The sequence below is a fragment of the Pseudomonas sp. NFX98 genome (assembly GCF_047784845.1).
Lineage (GTDB): Bacteria > Pseudomonadota > Gammaproteobacteria > Pseudomonadales > Pseudomonadaceae > Aquipseudomonas.
Genome location: NZ_JBLNNF010000013.1, coordinates 85,031 through 110,199, shown reverse-complemented (window position 1 = coordinate 110,199; position 25,169 = coordinate 85,031). Strand labels below are relative to the sequence as shown.

Annotated in this window: 21 protein-coding genes; 16 read left to right on the top strand and 5 right to left on the bottom strand. The window is 59.8% G+C overall.

What is annotated here, in order from left to right; translation table 11 throughout:
* The first annotated feature begins 178 nt into the window (after positions 1-178).
* Complete coding sequence (locus ACM110_RS18430) at positions 179-2,107, top strand: transglycosylase SLT domain-containing protein (RefSeq protein ID WP_416128890.1); 1,929 nt, start codon at positions 179-181, stop codon at positions 2,105-2,107.
* Between the two features lie 108 nt (positions 2,108-2,215).
* Here ACM110_RS18430 and ACM110_RS18425 read toward each other — a convergent pair whose 3' ends face one another.
* Positions 2,216-3,994: an ABC transporter transmembrane domain-containing protein gene (locus tag ACM110_RS18425; protein ID WP_416128889.1), complete on the bottom strand. Its 1,779-nt coding sequence runs from the start codon at positions 3,992-3,994 to the stop codon at positions 2,216-2,218.
* A gap of 260 nt (positions 3,995-4,254) precedes the next feature.
* Between ACM110_RS18425 and ACM110_RS18420 the strand changes: the two genes are divergently transcribed.
* Positions 4,255-4,434, top strand: coding sequence for a PA1571 family protein (locus ACM110_RS18420; RefSeq protein WP_150701097.1), 180 nt, complete (start codon positions 4,255-4,257; stop codon positions 4,432-4,434).
* A 170-nt stretch (positions 4,435-4,604) separates the two neighbouring features.
* Here the strand turns inward: ACM110_RS18420 and pdxB are convergent, their stop codons facing one another.
* Positions 4,605-5,747 carry a 4-phosphoerythronate dehydrogenase PdxB gene (pdxB, locus tag ACM110_RS18415; RefSeq protein ID WP_416128888.1) on the bottom strand — a complete coding sequence of 381 codons (1,143 nt, stop codon included), beginning with the start codon at positions 5,745-5,747 and terminating at the stop codon, positions 4,605-4,607.
* A 267-nt stretch (positions 5,748-6,014) separates the two neighbouring features.
* On the opposite strand from pdxB, the gene ACM110_RS18410 reads away from it, so the two are divergent.
* The gene (locus ACM110_RS18410) at positions 6,015-7,424 is read left to right on the top strand and encodes an MATE family efflux transporter (RefSeq protein WP_416128887.1); all 1,410 of its coding nucleotides are present in this window, start codon (positions 6,015-6,017) and stop codon (positions 7,422-7,424) included.
* A gap of 47 nt (positions 7,425-7,471) precedes the next feature.
* Here the strand turns inward: ACM110_RS18410 and tusA are convergent, their stop codons facing one another.
* Both tusA and rlmM read right to left on the bottom strand, forming a co-directional pair.
* Positions 7,472-7,723 carry a sulfurtransferase TusA gene (gene tusA / locus ACM110_RS18405; protein WP_338585625.1) on the bottom strand — a complete coding sequence of 84 codons (252 nt, stop codon included), beginning with the start codon at positions 7,721-7,723 and terminating at the stop codon, positions 7,472-7,474.
* Between the two features lie 181 nt (positions 7,724-7,904).
* Positions 7,905-8,978: a 23S rRNA (cytidine(2498)-2'-O)-methyltransferase RlmM gene (rlmM, locus tag ACM110_RS18400; RefSeq protein WP_416128886.1), complete on the bottom strand. Its 1,074-nt coding sequence runs from the start codon at positions 8,976-8,978 to the stop codon at positions 7,905-7,907.
* A gap of 222 nt (positions 8,979-9,200) precedes the next feature.
* On the opposite strand from rlmM, the gene acnA reads away from it, so the two are divergent.
* From acnA to ACM110_RS18385, 3 genes are all read left to right on the top strand, one after another.
* The gene (gene acnA / locus ACM110_RS18395) at positions 9,201-11,942 is read left to right on the top strand and encodes an aconitate hydratase AcnA (protein WP_416128885.1); all 2,742 of its coding nucleotides are present in this window, start codon (positions 9,201-9,203) and stop codon (positions 11,940-11,942) included.
* A 137-nt stretch (positions 11,943-12,079) separates the two neighbouring features.
* Positions 12,080-12,871, top strand: a complete 792-nt coding sequence (locus tag ACM110_RS18390; RefSeq protein WP_416128884.1) for a CPBP family intramembrane glutamic endopeptidase — start codon at positions 12,080-12,082, stop codon at positions 12,869-12,871.
* Positions 12,872-12,975: 104 nt separating this feature from the next.
* Positions 12,976-14,541 carry a methyl-accepting chemotaxis protein gene (locus tag ACM110_RS18385; protein ID WP_416128883.1) on the top strand — a complete coding sequence of 522 codons (1,566 nt, stop codon included), beginning with the start codon at positions 12,976-12,978 and terminating at the stop codon, positions 14,539-14,541.
* Positions 14,542-14,635: 94 nt separating this feature from the next.
* Here the strand turns inward: ACM110_RS18385 and ACM110_RS18380 are convergent, their stop codons facing one another.
* Positions 14,636-15,310 carry an alpha/beta family hydrolase gene (locus ACM110_RS18380; RefSeq protein WP_416128882.1) on the bottom strand — a complete coding sequence of 225 codons (675 nt, stop codon included), beginning with the start codon at positions 15,308-15,310 and terminating at the stop codon, positions 14,636-14,638.
* 95 nt (positions 15,311-15,405) lie between these two features.
* On the opposite strand from ACM110_RS18380, the gene ccoN (ACM110_RS18375) reads away from it, so the two are divergent.
* From ccoN (ACM110_RS18375) to ccoG, 10 genes are all read left to right on the top strand, one after another.
* Positions 15,406-16,830, top strand: coding sequence for a cytochrome-c oxidase, cbb3-type subunit I (ccoN, locus tag ACM110_RS18375; protein ID WP_416128881.1), 1,425 nt, complete (start codon positions 15,406-15,408; stop codon positions 16,828-16,830).
* 10 nt (positions 16,831-16,840) lie between these two features.
* Complete coding sequence (ccoO, locus tag ACM110_RS18370) at positions 16,841-17,449, top strand: cytochrome-c oxidase, cbb3-type subunit II (RefSeq protein ID WP_416128880.1); 609 nt, start codon at positions 16,841-16,843, stop codon at positions 17,447-17,449.
* A gap of 3 nt (positions 17,450-17,452) precedes the next feature.
* The gene (locus ACM110_RS18365; RefSeq protein ID WP_416128879.1) at positions 17,453-17,650 is read left to right on the top strand and encodes a cbb3-type cytochrome oxidase subunit 3; all 198 of its coding nucleotides are present in this window, start codon (positions 17,453-17,455) and stop codon (positions 17,648-17,650) included.
* Entirely contained in the window at positions 17,647-18,600 is a 954-nt protein-coding gene (gene ccoP, locus ACM110_RS18360; RefSeq protein ID WP_416128878.1) for a cytochrome-c oxidase, cbb3-type subunit III, read from the top strand. Before ACM110_RS18365 ends, ccoP (ACM110_RS18360) begins: the two co-directional genes overlap by 4 nt.
* A 482-nt stretch (positions 18,601-19,082) precedes the next feature.
* Positions 19,083-20,525, top strand: a complete 1,443-nt coding sequence (gene ccoN / locus ACM110_RS18355; protein ID WP_416128877.1) for a cytochrome-c oxidase, cbb3-type subunit I — start codon at positions 19,083-19,085, stop codon at positions 20,523-20,525.
* The gene (gene ccoO, locus ACM110_RS18350) at positions 20,525-21,133 is read left to right on the top strand and encodes a cytochrome-c oxidase, cbb3-type subunit II (RefSeq protein ID WP_010456412.1); all 609 of its coding nucleotides are present in this window, start codon (positions 20,525-20,527) and stop codon (positions 21,131-21,133) included. The genes ccoN (ACM110_RS18355) and ccoO (ACM110_RS18350) overlap by 1 nt, the downstream gene beginning before the upstream one ends.
* A 5-nt stretch (positions 21,134-21,138) precedes the next feature.
* On the top strand, positions 21,139-21,324 hold the full coding sequence (locus tag ACM110_RS18345; protein WP_003175465.1) for a CcoQ/FixQ family Cbb3-type cytochrome c oxidase assembly chaperone: 186 nt from the start codon (positions 21,139-21,141) through the stop codon (positions 21,322-21,324).
* Positions 21,321-22,304, top strand: coding sequence for a cytochrome-c oxidase, cbb3-type subunit III (ccoP, locus tag ACM110_RS18340; RefSeq protein WP_416128876.1), 984 nt, complete (start codon positions 21,321-21,323; stop codon positions 22,302-22,304). Before ACM110_RS18345 ends, ccoP (ACM110_RS18340) begins: the two co-directional genes overlap by 4 nt.
* 191 nt (positions 22,305-22,495) lie before the next feature.
* On the top strand, positions 22,496-23,494 hold the full coding sequence (locus ACM110_RS18335) for a metallophosphoesterase family protein (protein ID WP_416128875.1): 999 nt from the start codon (positions 22,496-22,498) through the stop codon (positions 23,492-23,494).
* A gap of 255 nt (positions 23,495-23,749) precedes the next feature.
* Positions 23,750-25,165 (top strand): cytochrome c oxidase accessory protein CcoG, encoded by a 1,416-nt coding sequence (gene ccoG / locus ACM110_RS18330; protein WP_416128874.1) that lies wholly within the window; start codon positions 23,750-23,752, stop codon positions 25,163-25,165.
* The last annotated feature ends 4 nt before the right edge of the window (positions 25,166-25,169 follow it).

The following is a 25,169-nucleotide window of genomic DNA, read 5'->3' as shown; positions in this document are numbered from 1 at the left end:
AATCGAGGCTTCAGAAGGCCGGCAATTTCACTGTCGAAGCACTCTGCACAACAAATGTTGCGAACTGATGCAGACAGGTCAGCAAAGCTTTCGCCTGCTGCTGGCAAAAGGCTAAGCTACGGATAATTCAGTGTGGCCATCGCCCGCACTTGTCATGTTTTTTATGCCCGGACGTCTCATGCGCAGTCGCCTCTTCAAGCTTTTGTCCTGTTTTTTACTCTCTGCCGCTGCCGTTCAAACCGCCCAAGCGGTGGACCTGTCCACCCAACGCCAGTACTACGATGAAGCCAAGCGCGCCCTGGCCAAGGGCGATAGCGGTCCTTACTTCCGTTACAGCCAGGCCTTGGCCGATTATCCGCTGGAACCGTACCTGGCGTATGACGAGCTGACCGCGCGCCTGAAAACCGCAAGCAATGCCGAAATCGAAAAATTCCTCGCTGAACATGGAGACCTGCCACAAGCCAACTGGATGAAACTGCGCTGGTTGCGCTGGCTGGCCGAGCGCGGCGACTGGGCAACGTTCGTCAAGTATTACGATCCAAAAATGAATTTCACCGAACTGGACTGCCTGAATGCGCAGTACCAGATCAGCCACAACCTCAAGTCTGACGGTTACGCCAACGCCAACAAGCTCTGGCTGACCGGCAAATCGCAACCGGAAGCGTGTGACACGCTGTTCGGCATGTGGGCCGCCGACGGCCAGCTGACCGAACAGAAACGCTGGGAACGCACAAAACTCGCGGCCCAGGCGCGCAATTACCCACTGGCCAACAGCCTGACCAACGGCCTGACCACCCTCGCCCCTCGCGGCCGCTTGCTGGTGGATGTAGCGCAGAACCCGGAACTGTTGAATCAGCCATCGCGCTTCACACCGGCCGACGAGCCAATGTCCGATGTCGTCAGCCTCGGCCTGCGTCGCCTCGCCCGCCAAGACCCCGACAAGGCCATGAATTTGCTGGACGGGTACGCCAGCAGCATGCATTTCTCCCGCGATGAAAAAGTCGCCATCGCCAGAGAAATCGGGCTGACGCTCGCAAAACGTTTCGACAGCCGTGCACTGGAGATGATGACCAAGTACGACCCGGAATTGCGCGACAACACCGTGTCCGAATGGCGTTTGCGCCTGTTATTGCGCCTGGCCCGCTGGGACGATGCCTATCAGTTGACCCGTCGCCTGCCGCAGGATCTGGCCACCACCAACCGCTGGCGCTACTGGCAGGCCCGCAGCCTGGAGCTGGCGCAACCGCAAAGCCCGGAACCGCAAACCCTCTACAAAAGCCTCGCCCGCGAACGTGACTTCTATGGATTTCTCGCGGCGGATCGTTCGCAATCCCCCTATTCGTTGAACAACAAACCGCTGGTGATGAGCCAGGCGCTGATCAATAAAGTTCGCAACACCCCCGGTATACGCCGCGCTCTGGAGTTCCACGCCCGCGGGCAGATCGTCGATGGCCGACGCGAGTGGTATCACGTCAGCCGCCACTTCAGCCGTGACGAAATGGTCGCCCAGGCAAAACTGGCCTACGACCTGAAATGGTATTTCCCGGCCATTCGCACCATCAGTCAGGCGCAGTATTGGGACGATCTGGACATTCGTTTCCCAATGGCCCACCGCAACACGCTAGTCCGTGAAGCGAAAAATCGCGGCTTGCATCCAAGCTGGGCGTTCGCCATCACCCGCCAGGAAAGCGCCTTCATGGACGACGCCCGCTCCAGTGTCGGCGCCAGCGGCCTGATGCAATTGATGCCCGCCACCGCCAAGGAAACCGCGCGCAAGTTCAGCATTCCGTATGCCTCGCCGCAGCAGTTGTTTGATCCGGACAAGAACATCCAGCTCGGCGCCGCGTACCTGAGCCAGGTCCACAGCCAGTTCAACGGCAACCGCGTCCTCGCCTCCGCCGCCTACAACGCCGGCCCCGGCCGCGTGCGGCAATGGCTGCGCGGCGCGGATCACCTGAGTTTCGATGTGTGGGTAGAAAGCATCCCGTTCGACGAAACCCGCCAGTACGTGCAAAACGTCTTGTCGTACTCGGTGATCTACGGCCAGAAGCTCAACGCACCACAGCCGATCGTGGATTGGCATGAGCGGTATTTCGACGATCAGTAACAGTCCCGTACTGAAGCCGCCCTAACAAAAAATGCCCGCATCATTTGATGTGGGCATTTTTTTCAGGGCAAGATCAAAAGATCGCAGCCTCGTTTCACTCGACAGCTCCTACAGGGGAAGGTCGAGTTCTGCCTTGTCAGTGTTGAACTGCAACGCCGCCAACCGTGCATACAACGCATTGCTGGCGATCAGCTCTTGATGGGTACCCACCGCCACCAGTTTGCCTTGATCCATCACGGCGATACGGTCGGCGTTTTTCACCGTGGCCAGCCGATGGGCGATGACCAGGGTGGTGCGGTTTTTCATCAGGCTTGGCAGCGCTTGCTGAATCAGGTGTTCGCTTTGCGCGTCGAGGGCGCTGGTGGCTTCGTCGAGCAGCAGGATGGGCGCATCCACCAGCAGCGCTCGGGCGATGGCCAGACGCTGACGCTGGCCGCCGGACAAGCCGAGACCGCCATCGCCCAGGTGCGTTTGGTAACCGTTGGGCATCGCTTCGATGAAGTCGTGGGCGTAGGCGATTTTTGCTGCTTCCTGCACCTCGGCCAACGTCGCGTCCGGCTTGCCGTAGCGGATGTTCTCTTCAATGCTGCCAAAAAACAGCGCCGGGGTTTGCGAAACCAATGCGAAGCAGCGCCGCAGATCCAGCGGATCGAGTTGGGTCAGCGGCGTGCCATCGAGCAGGATGCGGCCTTCAGCAGGGTCGTAGAAGCGCAGCAACAAGTCATACACCGTCGACTTGCCCGCACCCGACGGCCCGACCAAGGCCAGGGTTTCGCCGGCCCTGACCGTCAGATTCAAGCCATCGACGGCAAAGCTTTCGGGACGTGACGGGTAGGAAAAACGCACGTCTTGCAGCAGCAGATCGCCCTTCACCCGCGCGGGCATCGTCATCAGATTGGTCGTCGGTGGCAGGATGATGTTTTCCGAACGCAGCAATTCGGCGATGCGTTCCGCCGCGCCTGCCGCGCGTTGCAATTCGCCGATCACCTCACTCAGGGTGCCGAACGCACTGCCCACGATCAGGCTGTAGAAGACAAACGCCGCCAGCTCCCCGGCGGAAATTCGCCCGGCAATCACATCCATGCCGCCGACCCAAAGCATCACGCCCACGGCGCCCAGCACCAGCACGATCACCAGGGTGATCAGCCAGGCCCGCTGAAATATCCGTTTGCGCGCGGTGTTGAATGCTTCCTCCACCGTCACGGCAAAACGCTGCTCGTCCTGGACCTGGTGGTTGTAGGCCTGCACGGTCTTGATCTGGCCGAGGGTTTCGGAGACATAGCTGCCGATATCGGCGATCCGGTCCTGGCTCAGGCGCGACAGGTTGCGCACCCGCCGGCCGAAGATCAGGATCGGCGCGATCACCAGTGGCAAAGCGACCACCACGATGCTGGTAAGTTTGGGGTTGGTGATAAACAGCAGCACGATCCCGCCGATCACCATCAGCAAATTGCGCAAAAACAGCGACAGCGAAGAGCCGATCACCGATTGCAGCAGCGTGGTGTCGGCGGTCAGCCGTGACTGGATTTCGGAGCTGCGGTTGTTTTCGTAGAACCCCGGATGCAGGTAGATCAGATGATTGAACACCTGACGGCGGATGTCGGCAACGCAGCGTTCGCCGATCCACGAAACCAGATAAAACCGGGCAAACGTGCCGATCGCAAGACCAATCACCAGCAACATGAACAAACCGATGGACTGGTTGAGCAAATGCGGTGACTGGGTCATGAAACCCTGGTCCACCAGCAGCCGGATGCCCTGCCCCATGGACAGGGTGATGCCCGCCGTGACGATCAACGCGAGCAACGCGCCGAAAGCGTGCCAGCGATAAGGCGCGATGAAACGGCTGGCCAGGCGAATCGCGCGACGGTGACGAACAGTGAGCATGGGCATCATCCAGGATGGAGCAATTGTCAGGTTCAACCTACATCGTTCAATGGGGTGGAACTTGGTAAATCACAATGAGTCAGGTTAATTATGACCACCAAGACTAGGTCATAGACGCTATTGGTCTAAGGTCCGGGTGGCAACGGCGCGGTATTTCTGGTGGACTGGTATTGCCGCCCAGGAGAGATCGCAGGGAGTTGTCACAGCCTGGTCACCTGGTGGTTCTACAGTAAGCACACAACCTGATGAGGAGACAGGCCATGTCCTTGCAAAACAGCAGCGATGACAAGATTCAAGTGATCCGCACGCAGCCAGACCAGTCTCTGGGTTGCTCGATTATCGATGAACAGGGCCGCGAAGTACCGATCACTGAAGACATGATCCAGCAAGCTTGCAGCGAGCTGGAAAAGCGATTGGTCAAGCCTGCCGAACAAGAGTGATATAGCCACCGTCTTCATTGACCCGGCCCATGATGGCCGGGTTTTTTATGTCTGCTGATCCAGAAATTGTGGGGCGGCTATCGCGAGCAAGCTCGCTCCCACAGGGATCTGTGTTGCATGAAGATCCAGTGTGGGAGCGAGCCTGCTCGCGATTGGGCCGGCGCGGTTTGTCAGACTGCTGTCGCACCCAGCGCCACCACAATTTGCCGCAACACCGGCGCGTCCCCATCAATCCGCACCTGCAACCCATCAATCTCCCGTCGCGATGGATAGTTCTTGCGCAACACATCGAACGCCGCACGCTGCTCGCTCACACTGCCTACAAGGCTGCGGCGGAAATCCGCATCGTCGCGGCGCGGGTCGTACACGCCACGGCACAACATCGCCAGCGCCCAGGCCGGATCGCTTTCAGCGCTTAGGGTCACTTGCGACAACCACGGCGCCGGCAACAAATCACTCAAGCTGACTTGGGCAGGTTGCCCGAGAAAATCGCAATACGCCTGGTAGATCTGCGCCGTGCCGCGCTGCTTGCCATCGAGGCTGTAGCCGGCAATGTGCGGCGTTGCCAGCACGCAGAGTTCGGCCAGCGCTACATCGACTTCAGGCTCGCCTTCCCAGACATCGAGCACCGCTTGCAGGTCTTCGCGCTCCAACAGCACATCACGCAAAGCGGCGTTATTGACCACTGGACCACGACTGGCGTTGATCAACCAGGCGCCCGATTTGAGTTGGTTCAAACGCTTTTTATCGAACAAGTGCCAGGTCGACTGCGAGCCTTGCTTGGTTAGTGGCGTGTGCAGGCTGATCACGTCGCACTGCTCGATGATCTCCTCAAGGCTGACGAAGTCGCCACCTTCAGCGGCTTGCCGTGGCGGGTCGCAAACCAGCACTTTCCAGCCCAGCCCTTGCAGGACCTTGACCAGTCGCCCGCCCACCTCACCCGCGCCGACCACGCCGTACGTGCGCTGGGTCAGGTCGACGCCTTCGATTTCCGCCAGGGTCAGCAGGCTGCCGAGCACATAGTCGACCACGCCCCGGGCATTGCAACCCGGCGCACTGGACCAGGTGATGCCGGCCTGTTGAAAGTAATCCAGGTCCAGGTGATCGGTGCCGATGGTGCAGGTACCGACAAAGCGCACGTTGCTGCCTTCGAGCAAGGCGCGGTTGACGTTGGTCACCGAGCGCACCAGCAATACATCGGCCTGTTCGACGGTGGCGCGGTCGATGGAGCGTCCCGGCACCCGGCGGATTTCACCGAAACCCTCGAAGAAGGCATCAAGCAGGGGGATATTTTCGTCGGCAACAATCAGCATGGCAGGCTCCTTTGGCGGATCGGCAGTGTAGGCGTAGATGACACATTGCGCCTAGACACTTCCCTCTGTAGGAGCGAGCTTGCTCGCGATGTGCGTCAACGATGACGCGGGATGCCTGAATGAACGAGGCATCCTTGCGTCCATCGCGAGCAAGCTCGCTCCCACAGAGGGTCGATTACAAATCCCTAACACTGGTCTTTTCCTGACCGCTGCGTCAACGCGTAGAATGCGCGCCTGTGCATCAAAACCCTTTTGGACGTTTCGCTATTGAATCCTGTAACTGAAAACACCGTCGCAACGGCCCCTGCGCGGACGACTCCCGTACGCATGGAGCTCAAAGGCTTGCTCAGCCTGGCCATGCCGATCATGGTTGCGCAACTCGCCACCACGGCCATGGGCTTCGTCGATGCGGTGATGGCCGGCCGCGTCAGCCCACGGGACCTGGCCTCGGTAGCGCTGGGCAACTCGATCTGGATTCCGGTCTACCTGTTGATGTCCGGTGTTTTATTGGCAACCACGCCCAAGGTCGCCCAACGCTTTGGCGCCAGGCAGTTTGACGAGATCGGCCCACTGGTTCGCCAGGCGTTGTGGCTGGCACTGTGTGTCGGATTGATCGGCAGTGGCCTGCTGCTCAGCGCCGAACCGATCCTGCACTGGATGAAAGTCGATCCGCAGTTGATTGAACCGAGCATGGGCTACCTGCACGGTATCGCCTTCGGCTTTCCCGGCATGGCGTTCTATTACGTGCTGCGCTGCTACAGCGATGGCATGGGGCGTACTCGTCCGAGCATGGTCATTGGCTTGAGCGGCCTGCTGCTGAACATCCCGTTGAACTATGCGTTGATCTATGGCCATTTCGGCGCACCGGCCCTGGGCGGCGTTGGTTGCGGCTGGGCCAGCGGCATCGTGATGTGGTTCATGGCGTTGAGCATGGCCGGCTGGACTTTCTGGGCCCCGTTCTATGCGCGCACCCGTGTATTGGTGCGTTTCGACCGTCCGCAATGGGCCGTGATAAAGCGCCTGATGAGCATTGGCCTGCCGATCGGCATCGCCGTCTTCGCCGAGTCCAGCATCTTCGCGGTCATCGCCCTGTTGATCGGTAGTCTCGGTTCTACGGTAGTGGCCGGCCATCAGATCGCCCTGAACATCAGCTCGCTGTTGTTCATGATTCCGTACTCGCTGGGCATGGCGGTGACTGTGCGGGTCGGTCAGGCACTCGGCGCCGGCAATCCTTTGCAGGCGCGCTTCGCGGCGAAGGTCGGGCTTGGTGCAGCACTGGTGTTTGCGGCGTTTTCGGCGACGCTCATTTTGTGCCTGCGCGAACCTATCGCTTCGATCTACACGCCTGACAAGGCTGTGATCCAGATTGCCTCGATGCTGATTGTGTATGCCGCGCTGTACCAGTTTTCCGATGCCATCCAGGTAATTTGCGCGGGCGCATTGCGTGGTTATCAAGACACTCGGGTGACGATGATCCTGACGCTGTTCGCCTATTGGGGCATTGGCCTGCCGGTCGGTTACGTGCTGGGACTGACCGATTGGTTCGGTCCGGCCAGCGGTCCGAACGGGCTGTGGGAAGGGCTGATTGCCGGTTTGAGTTGTGCAGCGTTGATGCTGTCGATTCGCCTGACGCGCAGTGCGCGCAAACGGATTCGCATGAGCCGCTCAGCGGGATAACCGAACAAAAAAAGACCTGCTTTTGCAGGTCTTTTTTTTGCGGCCGGTTAATCGGACTTCTTGCGAATCCAGTACAGATAGGTGCCGGCGTCTTCGTGCTGTGCCACCAGTTCGTGATCAAGAAACACGCAGAACTTGGGGATGTCGCGACGGGTCGACGGGTCGGTCGCGATCACCTTGAGCAGGCCACCGGGTGCCAGGTCACGGATATGCTGGTGCAGCATCATCACCGGCTCAGGGCAATTGAGACCGGTGGCGTCGAGGGTGCCGTCAACCGGCGTATCAAGCATTTCACTCATGATCAACTCCTGAAACTTGCCGGCATTGTCGCGCATTGCCACCGCTCTTAACAAATTACCCGACACAAACCGCCCCTTGTAGGAGCTGCCGCAGGCTGCGATCTTTTGATCCTGCTTTATGAAGTCAAGAGCAAAGTCAAAAGATCGCAGCCTGCGGCAGCTCCTACAGGGGGCCAGTCCATCAGCGGGACTTGGGTTTCTTCACGTCCAGCCGGCGCAGATGGCAGGTCACTTCTTCGCGATCGTGGTACAGCTGCTTGCAGCCGATCTCGACCTTGATGCCGCGAGCCTTGAAGCCATCGGCAATGCGCTCCAGCAGACGTTTCACTTCGGCATAGCGCTGCTTCATCGGCAGCTTGAGGTTGACCACCGCTTCGCGGCAATGCCCGTCGCCGATCCACTCTTCCAGCATCGCGGCGTTGCGCGCCGGTTTCTCGACGATGTCGCAGACCATCCAGTCCACCGGCTGCTTGGGCTTGAAGGTGAAACCATCGGCCATCAAGTGTTGCACCAGACCGGTGTCCATCAGGCTCTCGGCCATCGGGCCGTTGTCAATGGCGGTTACCAGCATGCCGCGGTTGACCAGTTGCCAGGTCCAACCACCCGGCGCTGCGCCGAGGTCGACGCCGGTCATGTCGCTGTGCAGGCGTTCGTCCCACTGGTCACGCGGGATGAAGTGGTGCCAGGCTTCTTCCAGCTTCAAGGTCGAACGGCTCGGCGCCTCGCGGGGGAATTTCAAACGCGGGATACCCATCGGCCACATCGCCGAGTTGTTCGACTCCGCCAGACCGACAAACACTTCACGACCGCTTTTGAAGGTCAGAAGAAGTCGCGGTTTATGAGCATCTTCGACAAGCTTGCCGGCAGCCATCAGCGCCTTGCGCAAGTGAACTTCGAATTTCTTGCAGAAGTTCGACAGTTCCTTGCCATCGTTGGTATCGACCATTTCCAGCCACAGGCTGCCGCACACCGGGAAATCCGCCATGTGCGCGAGGATCACGCTGATGCGGTCGGTTTCCGGCAGATCGATGAAAATGCCCCGGGCCCATTGGCGCGGGAAGATCAGTCGTTCGAAACGCTGACCACGCATCAGGCGTTCGGCGCCGTCTTCTTCGGTGCAGACAAACTCGGCGCAGGCACTGGCGGCCTTGGCCTTGGCATAACCAGCCACGCTCAGTTGTGCAGCGAGGTCGGAAATCTCGGAACAGACTTCACCTTCGAAGCCTGGCCGGCAATGCATGAATAGGGTGTTCATTCTTACTCCTGGGCAGATGGCGAGACATTCAACCACTGCGCGATGCCCAGACTTGCCCTGGAGCAAAGCCTGTCACGAAAACCGGCGCATGATAGCCGACTTCGGAACCTCGGACTTGTCGATAGAGTCCAGTTATTAGCCAGCTACTTAAAACAGGGCTAGGTTTAATGCTCTGCCCGTCCCCTCAGTCCGTAGCCGTGCGGACTTCAAGGAGTGATCGCAATGCCGTCCCTCGATAGCCTGAAGACTCTGAAAACCCTGCAAGTCGACGACAAGACCTACCACTATTTCAGCCTGCCCGATGCCGCCAAGAGCCTGGGCGATCTGGACAAGTTGCCGATGTCGCTGAAAGTGCTGCTGGAAAACCTGCTGCGCTGGGAAGACGAAAAAACCGTCACCGGCGCCGACCTCAAGGCGATTGCTGCCTGGCTCAAGGAGCGCCGCTCCGACCGCGAAATCCAGTACCGCCCCGCGCGGGTACTGATGCAAGACTTTACCGGCGTGCCCGCCGTGGTCGATCTGGCCGCCATGCGTGCGGCGATGGCCAAGGCCGGAGGCAATCCGCAGCGGATCAACCCGCTCTCCCCGGTCGATCTGGTGATCGACCACTCGGTGATGGTCGACAAGTTCGCCACCAGCAGCGCCTTCGAACAGAACGTCGACATCGAAATGCAACGCAACGGCGAACGTTATGCGTTCCTGCGCTGGGGCCAGAGTGCTTTCGACAACTTCAGCGTGGTGCCGCCGGGCACCGGGATCTGCCACCAGGTGAACCTGGAATACCTGGGCCGCACGGTCTGGACCAAAGACGAGGACGGCCGCACCTACGCCTTCCCGGACACGTTGGTCGGCACCGATTCCCACACCACCATGATCAACGGCCTCGGCGTCCTCGGCTGGGGCGTTGGCGGGATCGAAGCGGAAGCGGCGATGCTCGGTCAACCGGTGTCGATGCTGATTCCGGAAGTGATCGGCTTCAAACTCACCGGCAAACTCAAGGAAGGCATCACCGCCACCGACCTCGTGCTGACCGTCACCCAAATGCTGCGCAAGAAAGGCGTGGTCGGCAAATTCGTCGAGTTCTACGGCGATGGCCTCGCCGACTTGCCACTGGCCGACCGTGCGACCATTGCCAACATGGCCCCGGAATATGGCGCCACCTGCGGCTTCTTCCCGGTGGACGACGTGACGCTGGAATATTTACGTTTGTCCGGCCGCCCGATCGAAACCGTGAAACTGGTCGAGGCCTACAGCAAGGCGCAAGGCCTGTGGCGCTTGCCGGGCAAGGAACCGGCATTCACCGACAGCCTGGCGCTGGACATGGCCAGCGTCGAAGCCAGCCTCGCCGGACCGAAACGCCCGCAAGACCGGGTTTCGCTGCCGAATGTCGCGCAAGCCTTCAGCGACTTCCTCGGCCTGCAAATGAAGCCCACCAGCAAGGAAGAAGGTCGCCTGGAAAGCGAGGGTGGCGGCGGTGTGGCGGTGGGCAACGCCGATATGGCGGGGGAAGTGGACTACGACTTTGAAGGTCAGACGGTTCGCCTGAAAAACGGCGCAGTGGTGATCGCCGCGATTACCTCCTGCACCAACACGTCCAACCCGAGCGTGATGATGGCGGCCGGCCTGGTGGCGAAGAAAGCCGTGGAGAAAGGCCTGAGCCGCAAACCCTGGGTGAAAAGCTCACTGGCCCCCGGCTCGAAAGTGGTCACCGACTATTACAAAGCTGCCGGATTGACAAAGTATCTCGATGAACTGGGTTTTGCCCTGGTCGGATATGGCTGCACCACCTGCATCGGCAACTCTGGCCCATTGCCGGAACCGATCGAAAAAGCTATCCAGAAAGCCGACCTGACCGTGGCCTCGGTGTTGTCGGGCAATCGCAACTTCGAAGGCCGGGTTCATCCTCTGGTGAAAACCAACTGGCTGGCGTCGCCACCGCTGGTGGTCGCCTATGCGCTGGCCGGCACGGTGCGCATCGACCTCAGCCGCGAGCCCTTGGGCGAGGACCAGAACGGCAACCTGGTTTACCTGCGGGACATCTGGCCGAGCACCCAGGAAATCGCCGAGGCCGTGGAGCAAGTCAACACCGCCATGTTCCACAAGGAGTACGCCGAAGTGTTTGCCGGCGATGAACAGTGGCAAGCCATCGAAGTGCCGCAAGCCGCGACCTACGTCTGGCAGGACGACTCAACCTACATCCAGCATCCGCCGTTTTTCGATGACATTGGCGGACCGCCGCCGGTGGTCAAGGACGTCAGTGGCGCGCGCGTGCTTGCGCTGCTGGGCGATTCGGTGACCACCGACCACATCTCCCCGGCCGGCAACATCAAGGCTGACAGCCCGGCGGGCCGCTACCTGCGTGAGAAAGGCGTGGAGCCGCGAGACTTCAACTCCTACGGCTCGCGCCGTGGTAACCACGAAGTGATGATGCGCGGCACCTTCGCCAACATCCGCATTCGCAATGAAATGCTCGGTGGCGAAGAAGGCGGCAACACCCTCTACATCCCGACCGGAGAGAAGCTGGCGATCTACGACGCGGCCATGCGTTATCAAGCCGCCGGCACGCCGCTGGTGGTAATCGCCGGGCAAGAATACGGCACCGGATCGAGCCGCGACTGGGCGGCCAAGGGCACCAATCTGCTGGGGGTCAAAGCGGTCATTGCCGAAAGCTTCGAACGCATTCACCGTTCCAACCTGGTGGGGATGGGTGTACTGCCGCTGCAGTTCAAACTCGATCAGAACCGCAAGAGCCTGAATCTGCGAGGCACGGAAACCCTGGACATTCTCGGCCTGACCGGCGTTGAACTGACACCGCGGATGAACCTGACGCTGGTCATCAATCGTGAAAACGGCACCAGCGAAAGGATCGAGGTGCTGTGCCGGATCGATACGCTCAATGAGGTGGAATACTTCAAGTCGGGAGGGATTTTGCATTACGTGTTGCGGCAGTTGATTGCGTCGTAGTTGTGCAATGACAAAGACACCGCCTTCGGGCGGTGTTTTTATTTGGGCAGTCACCCGTACAATCGCCCACCTCTATGTTGCGGCCGGCTCTCACAGGGACTGAGGTATCCGCAGTTTTCTATGCACAAGGAATAACAATGCTCGCCCTGCCATGGACGCTTCTGGCCCTGCTCTCCCTCGGCTACGGCATGGCCCTGACTTATGGCCGACTCGGCTGGCTCGCCGGGATTTCCGTCGGCTTGTTGCTGATCGCCGGTTACGCCGCCCGCCAACAACAACTTCAGTTCGGTCGCTACCTCGGCCACGCGCTTTTCATCTTCCTCGCCCTGGACTTGGCCATGCACTGGCTGCCGGGGTTCTACAACGGTCGCGTCATACCGCCTCAGCGCTTCACCGACGATGCCGTGCGGTTCGCCATGCACCTGAATCTGGACAAACCCCTGATCGGCTTCTGGCTGTTGCTGGCCTGTCCGTGGATTGTCGGCCGGCGTTCTCTGCGACTGTTTCTACATGCCGTGCCTATGGCGCTGGCCCTGAGCGCTGTGTTGGCCTTGGGTGGCGCGCTGTTATTGGGAGTCATCGGCTGGGCGCCGAAATGGCCGGACCATGCATGGCTGTGGCTGCTGAACAATCTGCTGCTGGTGACGCTGGTCGAAGAAGCGCTGTTTCGCGGCTATATCCAGGGCGGTCTGAGCCGATGCTTCAAGCACCTGGCGTACGGCGAAAACCTTGCCCTGCTGCTCGCCTCGCTGTTGTTCGGCCTGGTGCACGCTGGGGCTGGCTGGCAATGGGTGTTGCTGGCGAGCCTCGCCGGCGTCGGATACGGACTGGCCTACCGTTTTGGCGGACTGGCCGCGGCCATCGCCACGCATTTCGGTTTGAACGTGCTGCACTTCGGCCTGTTCACCTATCCGATGCTGGCGCGCTGACGCAAGGGTCGTTTTGCGACGCGCCACTGATTATCGAAAAATATTCTCAACAAATCCCGATGGAGGCCGATACAGCACTTGAAAGCCTTGCGGATTAAAAAGCCATGCGTAACAACCAGCCAATTACACAACGCGAGCGGACCTTCCCGGCCCAGCAACGGTTGATTTCCACCACCGATGCCAAAGGCATGATCACCTACTGCAACGACGACTTCGTCGAGATCAGCGGGTTTTCTCGTGAGGAACTGATCCGTGCGCCGCACAACCTGGTGCGTCACCCTGACGTCCCGGCTGCGGTGTTCGCGCACATGTGGGGCACACTGAAACAAGGCTTGCCATGGATGGGTATTGTCAAGAATCGCTGCAAGAGCGGTGATCACTATTGGGTGAATGCCTATGTGACGCCGATCTTCGAAGGCAATCAGGTGATCGGTTACGAGTCGGTGCGGGTCAAACCCACCGCCGAACAGATTCACCGCGCCGAAGCGCTCTACCAACGCATCAACCAGGGCAAGTCGGCCATTCCTTCCACGGATAAATGGCTGCCGGTCCTGCAGGACTGGCTGCCGTTCATTCTGGTCAGCCAGTTGAGTTTCATGATCGGCGCCTCGTTGAACTCCCATTGGGGTTTCGCCCTCGCCGCCGGTCTTTCGGTGCCGCTGGGCCTGATGGGCCTGAGCTGGCAGCAACGCGGCATCAAGCGTTTGCTGCGTCTGGCCGAGCAGACCACGTCCGACCCGTTGATCGCGCAGATGTACACCGACAGCCGTGGCGCCCAGGCGCGTCTGGAAATGTCGATCCTCAGCCAGGAAGCGCGCCTGAAAACCTGCCTGACCCGTCTGCAGGACACCGCCGAACACCTGACCGATCAGGCGAAGCAATCCGATGCCCTGGCGCACAACAGCTCCACTGGCCTGGAACGTCAGCGCGTCGAGACCGAGCAAGTGGCGACCGCCGTCAATCAGATGGCCGCTACCACTCAGGAAGTCGCCAGCCACGTGCAGCGCACTGCCGATGCCACTCAGGAAGCCAATCGCCTGACCGGTCGCGGTCGTGACATCGCTGGGGAAACCCGCGAAGCGATTCAACGCCTGTCGGTGGTTGTGGGTGAAACCGGCCTCACCGTGACCCAACTGGCCAAGGACAGTGACGAAATCGGCGGTGTGGTCGACGTGATCAAAGGCATCGCCGACCAGACCAACCTGCTCGCGCTCAACGCCGCCATCGAAGCGGCCCGCGCCGGTGAGATGGGCCGTGGTTTTGCGGTGGTCGCCGACGAAGTCCGGCAACTGGCGCAACGCACCAGCGAATCCACCGGGCAGATCCACGCCCTGATCGCCAAACTGCAGCAAACCGCCAGCACTGCCGTGCAGACCATGGAAGCCGGGCATCGTCAGGCCGAAGAAGGTGTGGCACGGGTGCTGGAAGCGGATCAGGCATTGGTCGGGATCAGCGAAGCGGTAGCCAACATCACTGACATGACCACGCAGATCGCTGCCGCGACCGAAGAGCAAAGTGCGGTGGCCGAGGAAATCAGCCGCAACATCAGCAACATCTCGCACCTGGCTGACCAGACTTCGGAACAGGCGCAGAACTCGGCGTTGTTGAGTGAAGAGCTGACCAAAACCGCGAATACCCAGTATTCGTTGGTGGAGCGGTTTAACCGGTAACCTCAACGTCAAAAGATCGCAGGCTGCGCCAGCTCCTACAATGGCGTATTTCCTGTAGGAGCTGCCGAAGGCTGCGATCTTTTGATCTTGCTTCTCACAAAAACGCTGCAACCCTCCCCGCCGCAGCCGCCAGATGCTGCTCATGGCTAAACCCCGAAGCCTTCAGCGGCTTCAAATCATGATCCCCCGCCACCAGCCAGAACACCTCGATGCTCGGTGACAATGTGTAAGCCTCGACCGCCTCCCGATTGCCCAGCGCATCCCGCTCACCCTGCACGATCAACGTGCGGGTTTTTAAAGCAGCCAGATGCTCCACCCGCGGCTTCTCCGGTTTGCCCACGGCATAAAACGGATAACCCAGGCACACCAACGCATCCGCGCCCAACTCATCGGCCAGCAAACTCGCCATCCGCCCGCCCATGGACTTGCCGCCAATGGCCAGACGCCCGGCGACATGGCGTCGCACCTCGGCATACACCTCACGCCAGCATTCCAGCAGTTTCGGCGCCGGATTCGGTGGACGTTTACCGCCATCGACACGGCGTTGCGCCATGTACGGAAACTCGAAGCGCAGCACGTTGACGCCTTGTGCCGCGAGGCGTGCGGCCATGTCGTTCATCCAGCCGCTGTCCATTGGCGCGCCGGCGCCGTGGGCGAGAACCAGCGTCGCCAAAGCGCTACCTGAAGCCGCATCCCACAGCCATCCATGATCGCGCACACACTGCGCCCATTGATCCCCGTCAATACCGGCCTTGTGCCCTTTGTCCATGCTTGCCTCGCTTTTAGTCTGCCTATAACTCCGGCCGAAGGGTGCGCTGCCTTGCGCGAGCGCACCCACTTCGGCTGAACCGTGGATGGGGAACCATGAACACTTCTATCAGTACCGCCTACAACTACAAGGTGGTCCGCCAATTCGCCATTATGACGGTGGTGTGGGGCATCGTCGGCATGGGGCTCGGGGTTTTTCTCGCGGCCCAGTTGGTCTGGCCCGAACTCAACTTCAATTTGCCGTGGACCAGTTTCGGCCGCTTGCGTCCGCTGCATACCAACGCGGTGATCTTCGCCTTCGGCGGCTGTGCGCTGTTCGCCAGTTCGTTCTATTCGGTACAGCGCACCTGCCAGACCCAGCTGTTTGCGCCGAAAATCGCCGCGTTCTGCTTCTGGGGCTGGCAACTGGTGATCCTGCTGGCGGCCATCAGCCTGCCGCTGGGCTACACCAGTTCCAAGGAATACGCCGAGCTGGAATGGCCGATCGACATTCTGATCACCATTGTCTGGGTCGCCTACGCCATCGTGTTCTTCGGCACGGTGATGAAGCGCAAAACCAGGCACATCTACGTCGGCAACTGGTTCTTCGGGGCGTTCATCATCACCGTGGCGATCCTGCACATCGTCAACAACCTGGAACTGCCGGTCAGCTTCACCAAGTCCTACTCGCTGTATTCGGGCGCCACCGACGCGATGGTGCAATGGTGGTACGGGCACAACGCCGTGGGCTTTTTCCTCACCGCCGGGTTCCTCGGCATGATGTATTACTTCGTGCCGAAGCAGGCCGAACGCCCGGTGTATTCCTATCGCCTGTCGATCGTGCACTTCTGGGCGCTGATCACGCTGTACATCTGGGCCGGTCCGCACCACTTGCACTACACCGCGCTGCCGGACTGGGCGCAGTCGCTGGGCATGGTGATGTCGCTGGTGCTGCTGGCGCCGAGCTGGGGCGGGATGATCAACGGCATGATGACCCTCTCGGGTGCCTGGCATAAGTTGCGCAGCGACCCGATCCTGCGCTTCCTCGTCGTGTCGCTGGCGTTCTACGGCATGTCGACCTTCGAAGGGCCGATGATGGCGATCAAGACCGTCAACGCCCTCTCCCACTACACCGACTGGACCATCGGCCACGTACACGCCGGCGCACTGGGCTGGGTGGCGATGATTTCCATTGGCGCGCTGTACCACATGATCCCGAAAGTCTTCGGCCGCGAGCAGATGCACAGCATCGGCCTGATCAACGCGCACTTCTGGCTTGCCACCATCGGCACCGTTTTGTACATCGCCTCGATGTGGGTCAACGGCATCGCCCAGGGCCTGATGTGGCGTGCGGTGAACGAGGACGGCACGTTGACCTACTCCTTCGTCGAAACCCTGGTGGCCAGCCACCCCGGCTTCGTCGTGCGGCTGGTGGGGGGCGCGATCTTCCTCAGCGGCATGTTCCTGATGGCCTACAACACTTGGCGCACCGTGCGGGCCTCGCAGCCTGCCGACGTTGTCGCTGCCGCGCAGATGGCCTGAGGAGACCGCCATGAAACACGAAACAATCGAGAAAAACGTCGGCCTGCTGATGCTGTTGATGGTGCTCGCCGTGAGCATCGGCGGCCTGACCCAGATCGTCCCGCTGTTCTTCCAGGACGTGACCAATAAACCGGTGGAAGGCATGAAGCCCTACACCGCGCTGCAACTGGAAGGTCGCGACATCTATATCCGCGAAGGCTGCGTCGGTTGCCACTCGCAGATGATCCGCCCGTTTCGCGCCGAGACCGAACGCTACGGCCACTACTCGGTCGCCGGTGAAAGTGTCTGGGACCACCCCTTTCTCTGGGGCTCGAAACGTACCGGGCCGGACCTGGCACGGGTCGGCGCGCGTTACTCGGACGACTGGCACCGCGCGCACTTGTACAACCCACGCAACGTGGTGCCGGAATCGAAGATGCCCGCCTACCCGTGGCTGGTGGCGAACCCGCTCGACAGCAGCCACACCGAAACCAAGCTCAAGACCATGCGCACCCTGGGCGTGCCGTACACCGACGACGACATCAACGGTGCAGTGGCCAGCCTCAAAGGCAAGAGTGAAATGGACGCACTGGTCGCCTACCTGCAAGTGCTCGGCACTGCGATCAAGAGCAAGAGGTGAGCCATGGTCTTTGAGTTGAGTACTGGAATGATCCGCGGCCTCGGCACGGTCGTGGTGTTCGTGGCCTTCGTCGGCCTGACGCTGTGGGTGTTCAGTGGCAAGCGCCAAACGGAATTCGCCGAAGCGCGCCTGCTGCCGTTCGCCGATGAGCCGCAACCCGACACTACCCAAGCATCTGAAACAAGGAGTACCCGGCCATGACCACCTTCTGGAGTACGTGGATCTGCGTACTGACCATCGGCAGCCTGATCGGCCTGACCTGGCTGCTGATCGGCACCCGCAAGGGCGAAACCAAGGGCAGCGTCGACCAGACCATGGGCCACAGCTTCGACGGCATCGAGGAGTACGACAATCCGTTGCCGCAATGGTGGTTCATGCTGTTCGCCGGCACGTTGGTGTTTGCCGTCGGCTACCTGATTCTTTATCCCGGCCTGGGCAACTGGAAAGGCATCCTGCCCGGCTATGAGAATGGCTGGACCGGCGTGCACGAATGGGAAAAGGAGATGGACAAGGCTGACGCGAAGTTCGGGCCGATCTTCGCCAAATTCGCCGCGATGCCGGTGGAAGAAGTGGCTCAAGACCCGCAGGCATTGAAAATGGGCGGTCGCCTGTTCGCGTCCAACTGCTCGGTGTGCCACGGCTCGGACGCCAAGGGTGCGTTCGGTTTCCCTAATCTGGCGGACAGCGACTGGCGCTGGGGCGGCAGCGCCGACACCATCAAGACCACCATCATGGGCGGTCGCATGGCGGCAATGCCGGCCTGGGGTGAAATTCTTGGTGAGGCCGGCGTGAAAAACGTGGCGGCTTATGTGCGTCATGAACTGGCCAGCCTGCCATTGCCTGCCGACAGCGGTGCCGACCTGCAAGCCGGACAGCAAGCGTTCAGCACCACCTGCGTAGCCTGTCATGGGGCAAACGGCCAGGGCACTGAAGCCATGGGTGCGCCGAACCTGACGCACCCGGCCGGTTTCATCTATGGCACCAGCCTGACCCAGCTGGAACAGACGATTCGTCATGGTCGCCAGGGCCATATGCCGGCGCAGAACGAACTGCTCGGCAACGATAAAGTGCAACTGCTGGCCGCGTATGTGTACAGCCTGTCCCACGGTTTGAATACCGAACGTTTACAGGCTGAAGGCAAAAACGAATAAATCTCGACAGCTCTACTGCCGCATTCTTCGCAATGCGGCAGTTCCCTTGCCCTTTGCGACCCATTGTCGCACCCTCCTTGAGTCTTTCTTTCGGTTCCCCTGATTCGGGTCTAAGCTTCCCCCGATGCGGACCGGCGCGCACCGGTTCCAGGTCGACGCTGAACGATGTGTTCGACGAATCGGCTGACCGATAGGCCGCAAAGGCTGGTAGATACCGGCTGTCGCGCCACTTGCCTTCGGTCACCTGATCGTTGTGTTTGAACATACCCCGTTACATCCGACCTGACCCCCTCGCCCATCGAGTCCGCCGAGACATTTTGCCCGCGGGCAATTTTGTCCTTACGCGGCGCATGGAAAGGCCGCAGAATCAGCATTTGAAAGCATTGACCCAGGTCATGGCGCGTTGCAATGACCCCCTGCTTTCTCCATACTTGCGGCCGATTTTTAATCCTAATAAAACACCCAAACCGTGGAACCTTAGAATGAGCACAGCAATCAGTCCGACTGCTTATAACTATAAGGTAGTCCGCCAGTTCGCCATCATGACGGTGGTCTGGGGGATCCTTGGCATGGGGCTCGGTGTCTTCATCGCCTCGCAACTGGTCTGGCCGGAATTGAACTTCGGTCTGCCATGGACGAGCTTTGGACGCCTGCGCCCGTTGCACACAAACCTGGTGATTTTCGCCTTCGGTGGATGTGCACTGTTTGCCACTTCCTATTACGTCGTGCAGCGAACCTGCCAAACGCGACTGATTTCCGACAGCCTCGCCGCCTTCACCTTCTGGGGTTGGCAAGCGGTGATCGTCGGCGCCATCGTTACCTTGCCGCTGGGTTACACCACCACCAAGGAATACGCTGAGCTGGAATGGCCGCTGGCTATTCTGCTGGCCATTGTCTGGGTCACCTACGGTCTGGTGTTCTTCGGCACCATCGTCAAGCGCAAGACCAAGCACATCTATGTGGGTAACTGGTTCTACGGTGCCTTCATCGTCGTGACCGCGATGCTGCACATCGTCAACCACGCATCGCTGCCGGTCAGCTTCTTCAAGTCCTATTCCGCCTACTCGGGCGCGACGGACGCGATGATCCAGTGGTGGTACGGCCACAACGCCGTGGGCTTCTTCCTGACCACCGGCTTCCTGGGGATGATGTACTACTTCGTGCCGAAACAGGCCGAGCGTCCGATCTACTCCTATCGCCTGTCGATCGTGCACTTCTGGGCGCTGATCACCCTGTACATCTGGGCCGGTCCGCACCACCTGCACTACACCGCGCTGCCGGACTGGGCTCAGTCCCTGGGCATGGCGATGTCGATCATCCTGCTGGCTCCGAGCTGGGGCGGCATGATCAACGGCATGATGACCCTGTCGGGCGCCTGGCATAAGCTGCGTACCGACCCGATCCTGCGCTTCCTGGTCGTGTCCCTGGCGTTCTACGGCATGTCGACCTTCGAAGGTCCGATGATGGCGATCAAGACCGTCAACTCGCTCTCGCACTACACCGACTGGACCATCGGCCACGTACACGCCGGGGCTCTGGGCTGGGTTGCGATGATCTCGATCGGCGCGATCTACCACATGATCCCGAAACTGTTCGGTCGCGCGCAGATGCACAGCACCAGCCTGATCAACACGCACTTCTGGCTCGCGACCATCGGTACCGTTCTGTACATCGCTTCGATGTGGGTCAACGGCATCACCCAGGGCCTGATGTGGCGTGCAATCAACGATGACGGCACCCTCACCTACTCGTTCGTCGAAGCGCTGCAAGCCAGCCACCCTGGTTTCATCGTTCGCGCCCTGGGCGGTGCGTTCTTCGCCAGCGGCATGCTGTTCATGGCCTACAACGTGTTCCGTACCGTACGCGCCTCGAACCCGGCAGAAGCTGAAGCCGCCGAACAGATTGCTGTAGTTGGAGCTCACTGATGAAGCATGAAGCAGTCGAGAAGAACATTGGCCTGCTGGCCTTCTTCATGGTTATTGCCGTCAGCGTCGGCGGCCTGACCCAGATCGTTCCGCTGTTTTTCCAGGACGTCACCAACAAGCCGGTCGAAGGCATGAAGCCGCGCACTGCCCTTGAACTGGAAGGACGCGACATCTACATCGCCAACGGTTGTGTCGGCTGCCACTCGCAGATGATCCGCCCGTTCCGTGCTGAAACCGAACGTTACGGCCACTACTCGGTCGCCGGTGAAAGCGTCTGGGACCACCCGTTCCTGTGGGGTTCCAAGCGTACCGGTCCGGACCTGGCCCGTGTCGGCGGTCGTTACTCCGATGACTGGCAGCGTGCGCACTTGTACAACCCGCGCAACGTAGTGCCCGAGTCGAAAATGCCGGCCTACCCGTTCCTCGTGGAAAACAAGCTCGACGGCAAAGATACCGCCAAGAAAATGGAAGTCTTGCGCACGCTCGGCGTCCCTTACACCGACGAAGACATCGCCGGTGCCAAGGATGCTGTGAAGGGCAAAACCGAAATGGACGCGCTGGTGGCCTATCTGCAGGGCCTGGGCACCATCATCAAAAGCAAACGGTGATCTAAATGGATATCGGGATGATTCGTGGCCTGGGCACCGTCGTTGTGATGGTGGCCTTCATCGGTCTGGCGTTGTGGGTATTCAGCCCCAAGCGCAAGTCGGAGTTTGAAGACGCGACCTTGCTGCCTTTTGCGGATGATCCCGAAGCCATCAAGCACGTCGAGCAAGCTTCTAGGAGTAACAAAGAATGACTACATTCTGGAGTCTGTACGTCACAGTCCTCAGTCTCGGTACGATCTTTTCCCTGACCTGGCTGCTGCTGTCGACCCGCAAGGGCCAGCGCAGCGAGGCCACCGAAGAGACGGTTGGGCACTCCTTCGACGGGATCGAGGAGTACGACAACCCGCTGCCGAAATGGTGGTTCATGCTGTTCGTGGGCACCATCATCTTCGCCCTGGGCTACCTGGTGCTGTACCCGGGCCTGGGTAACTGGAAAGGCCTGTTGCCGGGTTACAACTACCTGGATAACGAGAAGCAGACCGCGTTCGCCAACGGCCAGACCGGCTGGACCGGCGTTCACGAGTGGGAAAAGGAAATGGCTCGTTCGGACGCCAAGTTCGGCCCGATCTTCGCCAAGTTCGCTTCCATGCCAATCGAAGAAGTGGCCAAGGATCCGCAAGCTCTGAAGATGGGGGGCCGTCTGTTCGCCTCCAACTGCTCGGTGTGCCACGGTTCCGACGCCAAAGGCGCCTATGGCTTCCCTAACCTCACCGACGCCGACTGGCGCTGGGGCGGCGAGCCGGAAACCATCAAGACCACCATCATGGGCGGCCGTCACGCGGTCATGCCGGCGTGGGCAGAAGTGATCGGCGAGCAAGGCGTCAGCGATGTGGCTGCATTCATCCTGACCAACCTCGATGGCCGCAAACTGCCGGAAGGCGCCAAGGCTGACCCGGTTGCCGGGCAGAAGCTGTTCGCTGCCAACTGCGTGGCTTGTCACGGTCCGGAAGGCAAAGGTACTCCAGCGATGGGCGCGCCAAACCTGACCCACCCGGCCGCGTTCATCTACGGTTCGAGCTTCGCTCAACTGCAGCAGACCATCCGTTACGGCCGTCAGGGCCAGATGCCTGCGCAAGAGCAAATGCAGGGCAACGACAAGGTTCACCTGCTGGCCGCTTACGTCTACAGCCTGTCTCACGGTGAGAAGGCTCCGGCGGCGGACGCCCAGTAAGGGCAAACGCTTGATGCAAAAAAGGCCCCGCCAATGAGAATTGGCGGGGCCTTTTTTTGCCTCGACACATGCCCTATCAATACCCATTCAACGTTCGGTTGTCTCGACAAAAACTACAAATTAAAGTCACCCGTGTCGGCGAACGCCGCACCCAGAAACAACCCACGTCAATCAAACGGAAATGGATTTCCATGAATACTTTCAACAACGGCAAACTGCTGGCTTTACTGATACTGACCTGCGCTCCCGTCATGCATTCGACGGCCAACCAATTTCAACCACAGCACCTGGTGTTTGCTTCAGAACCGAAGTTTCCCTCCAGTGAAAAATCCGATAAGAGAGAGCCCGAATCCAGCGCTGACAAAGAAGCTCGATCAAGGTGGCTGATCGACGCCCAGTACAGCAGCATCGCTGACTTCAGGAATCAATCTGGTGGAGCCACTGCCGTCCCGGTCATGGTCAATGGCAACCTGACCGCTTCCGGGCATAACAGCGAACGTGCCTACGTCCATGCGGTTTTGCAGAACAAACTCAACAACCTCTATGACTATGGCCTGGGTAATCACGACTATGACTTCAATGTTCCCGGTTGCCCCGAGTGTGCCGCCGGGAGCATCGATGATCTGAAGAATCGATACTGGGGAAAAGTCGACACCATGGACCTCGCCACCAGAGCGTCGGGCTTGACGCAAACCTGGTATGGCAGCCTGGCCTATTCCCGGGATTACGGCGATGTTCACCTGATACAACTGCACAACGAGCCGACCTATGCCGTCAACTTTTCCACCCGCTCACTTTTCAAGACAACCGATTACGAGATCACCGCATCACTGGACTGGCTGGAAAAAGACCTTCAGCGTGCTCGGGGGCAAGGCAAAATCATTCTGCTGAACTTGCATCAGCCATTTCACTGGCCGGTCCAGGAACGCGAAATCATAAGGTTCACCCGGATGCTCGAAGACTACGGGGTGACGGCGGTGTTTTCCGCCGATGCAAACCAGCAAAGCGGAAAGTACCCAACCAGCAATTACATCTATGGTGATACACCCTTGTTCATGAGTGGCTCGGCGACCCGTCAAAGTTGGTTGTCGGCCAGTTTCTCGGCCGACAGGACGCAAATGACCGTCAACGTGATCGCCGGCAATGACTGGCGCAACCCTGTCGCCAGCCATACCGTTCCGGTCAAATAAGCCCGCTTCGACGCCAACAGATTACCTGCTGGCGTCGATGACCCATGACCGGGCAGCTATACTGCGAATGTCAATTGACCTGCATCATGTTTTGTTACATTCGTTACACCATCCGCGGCGTTCTCCCAACGCGACCAAAGGTCGCACCCTTGGGCTAGAGCGACAGGCGTATCATTGCGCCACTGCAACACCTCTTTTTGACCGCGGTCGGCACGTACTGACCGAGGCATTTTTCCACTGCCGTGGGATGCAATGATGAGCAACCAGATTCCGGTACACGACGTCACTCCACCCGCCAAGAACGCGAACAACAGCGTCGACCTCTACGCCTCTCGAGAAAAGATCTACACCCGCGCCTTCACCGGTCTGTTTCGCAACCTGCGCATAGCGGGCGGTGCCGTATTGTTCCTGCTGTATTTCGGTACGGTCTGGCTGAATTGGGGTGGCCATCAGGCTGTCTGGTGGAACCTGCCGGAGCGCAAGTTCTTCATCTTCGGTGCCACCTTCTGGCCCCAGGACTTCATCCTGCTGTCCGGCATGTTGATCATCGCCGCCTTCGGCCTGTTCTTCATCACGGTGTACGCCGGCCGGGTCTGGTGTGGTTATACCTGCCCGCAAAGCGTGTGGACGTGGATCTACATGTGGTGCGAAAAAGTCACCGAAGGCGACCGCAACCAGCGCATCAAGCTCGACAAGACGCCGATGAGCGCCAACAAGTTCTTGCGCAAATTCAGCAAGCACACCCTGTGGTTGTTGATCGGCTTCGTCACCGGCATGACCTTCGTCGGTTACTTCTCGCCGATCCGCGAACTGGTGATCGAATTCTTCACCGGCGAGGCGGATGGCTGGTCTTACTTCTGGGTCGGTTTCTTCACCCTCGCCACCTACGGCAACGCCGGTTGGTTGCGCGAGCAGGTGTGTATCTACATGTGCCCGTATGCACGTTTTCAAAGCGTGATGTTCGACAAGGACACCCTGATCGTCTCCTACGACCCGCGTCGTGGCGAAGGCCGTGGTCCGCGCAAGAAAGGCATCGACTACAAGGCCCAGGGCCTGGGTGACTGCATCGACTGCACCATGTGCGTCCAGGTCTGCCCGACCGGCATCGACATCCGCGACGGCCTGCAAATCGAATGCATCGGCTGCGCCGCCTGCATCGATGCCTGTGACGCCATCATGGACAAGATGGAGTACCCGCGCGGCCTGATCAGCTACACCACCGAACACAACCTGTCCGGGCAGAAAACCAATAAACTGCGTCCGCGCCTGATCGGCTATGCCGTGGTACTGCTGGCGATGATCAGTTTGCTGGTGACCGCTTTCTTCATGCGCTCACTGGTGGGTTTCGACGTCAGCAAGGACCGCGTGCTGTACCGCGAGAATGCCGAGGGCCGGATCGAAAACGTCTACAGCCTGAAGATCATGAACAAGGACCAGCGCGACCACACCTACGTGCTCGAAGCCACCGGCCTGCCGGACCTCAAGCTGCAAGGCCGACGCGAAATCAAGGTCGCGGCCGGCGATATCATCAGCCAGCCCGCCGAATTGTCCGTGGCGCCGGAACACCTGCCATCGAGCACCAACGAGGTGAAATTCATCCTCAAGGATGCCGATGACGCCAGCATCCACGTTGAAGCCAAGAGCCGGTTCATCGGCCCACAAAATCGTTGAGAGA

Bases quoted from the DNA above. Each gene is read 5' to 3' on its own strand.
- ACM110_RS18430 (WP_416128890.1), top strand. From the start codon at position 179: ATGCGCAGTCGCCTCTTCAAGCTTTTGTCCTGTTTTTTACTCTCTGCC.
- ACM110_RS18425 (WP_416128889.1), bottom strand. From the start codon at position 3,994: ATGCTCACTGTTCGTCACCGTCGCGCGATTCGCCTGGCCAGCCGTTTC.
- ACM110_RS18420 (WP_150701097.1), top strand. From the start codon at position 4,255: ATGTCCTTGCAAAACAGCAGCGATGACAAGATTCAAGTGATCCGCACG.
- pdxB (WP_416128888.1), bottom strand. From the start codon at position 5,747: ATGCTGATTGTTGCCGACGAAAATATCCCCCTGCTTGATGCCTTCTTC.
- tusA (WP_338585625.1), bottom strand. From the start codon at position 7,723: ATGAGTGAAATGCTTGATACGCCGGTTGACGGCACCCTCGACGCCACC.
- rlmM (WP_416128886.1), bottom strand. From the start codon at position 8,978: ATGAACACCCTATTCATGCATTGCCGGCCAGGCTTCGAAGGTGAAGTC.
- acnA (WP_416128885.1), top strand. From the start codon at position 9,201: ATGCCGTCCCTCGATAGCCTGAAGACTCTGAAAACCCTGCAAGTCGAC.
- ACM110_RS18390 (WP_416128884.1), top strand. From the start codon at position 12,080: ATGCTCGCCCTGCCATGGACGCTTCTGGCCCTGCTCTCCCTCGGCTAC.
- ACM110_RS18385 (WP_416128883.1), top strand. From the start codon at position 12,976: ATGCGTAACAACCAGCCAATTACACAACGCGAGCGGACCTTCCCGGCC.
- ACM110_RS18380 (WP_416128882.1), bottom strand. From the start codon at position 15,310: ATGGACAAAGGGCACAAGGCCGGTATTGACGGGGATCAATGGGCGCAG.
- ccoN (WP_416128881.1), top strand. From the start codon at position 15,406: ATGAACACTTCTATCAGTACCGCCTACAACTACAAGGTGGTCCGCCAA.
- ccoO (WP_416128880.1), top strand. From the start codon at position 16,841: ATGAAACACGAAACAATCGAGAAAAACGTCGGCCTGCTGATGCTGTTG.
- ACM110_RS18365 (WP_416128879.1), top strand. From the start codon at position 17,453: ATGGTCTTTGAGTTGAGTACTGGAATGATCCGCGGCCTCGGCACGGTC.
- ccoP (WP_416128878.1), top strand. From the start codon at position 17,647: ATGACCACCTTCTGGAGTACGTGGATCTGCGTACTGACCATCGGCAGC.
- ccoN (WP_416128877.1), top strand. From the start codon at position 19,083: ATGAGCACAGCAATCAGTCCGACTGCTTATAACTATAAGGTAGTCCGC.
- ccoO (WP_010456412.1), top strand. From the start codon at position 20,525: ATGAAGCATGAAGCAGTCGAGAAGAACATTGGCCTGCTGGCCTTCTTC.
- ACM110_RS18345 (WP_003175465.1), top strand. From the start codon at position 21,139: ATGGATATCGGGATGATTCGTGGCCTGGGCACCGTCGTTGTGATGGTG.
- ccoP (WP_416128876.1), top strand. From the start codon at position 21,321: ATGACTACATTCTGGAGTCTGTACGTCACAGTCCTCAGTCTCGGTACG.
- ACM110_RS18335 (WP_416128875.1), top strand. From the start codon at position 22,496: ATGAATACTTTCAACAACGGCAAACTGCTGGCTTTACTGATACTGACC.
- ccoG (WP_416128874.1), top strand. From the start codon at position 23,750: ATGAGCAACCAGATTCCGGTACACGACGTCACTCCACCCGCCAAGAAC.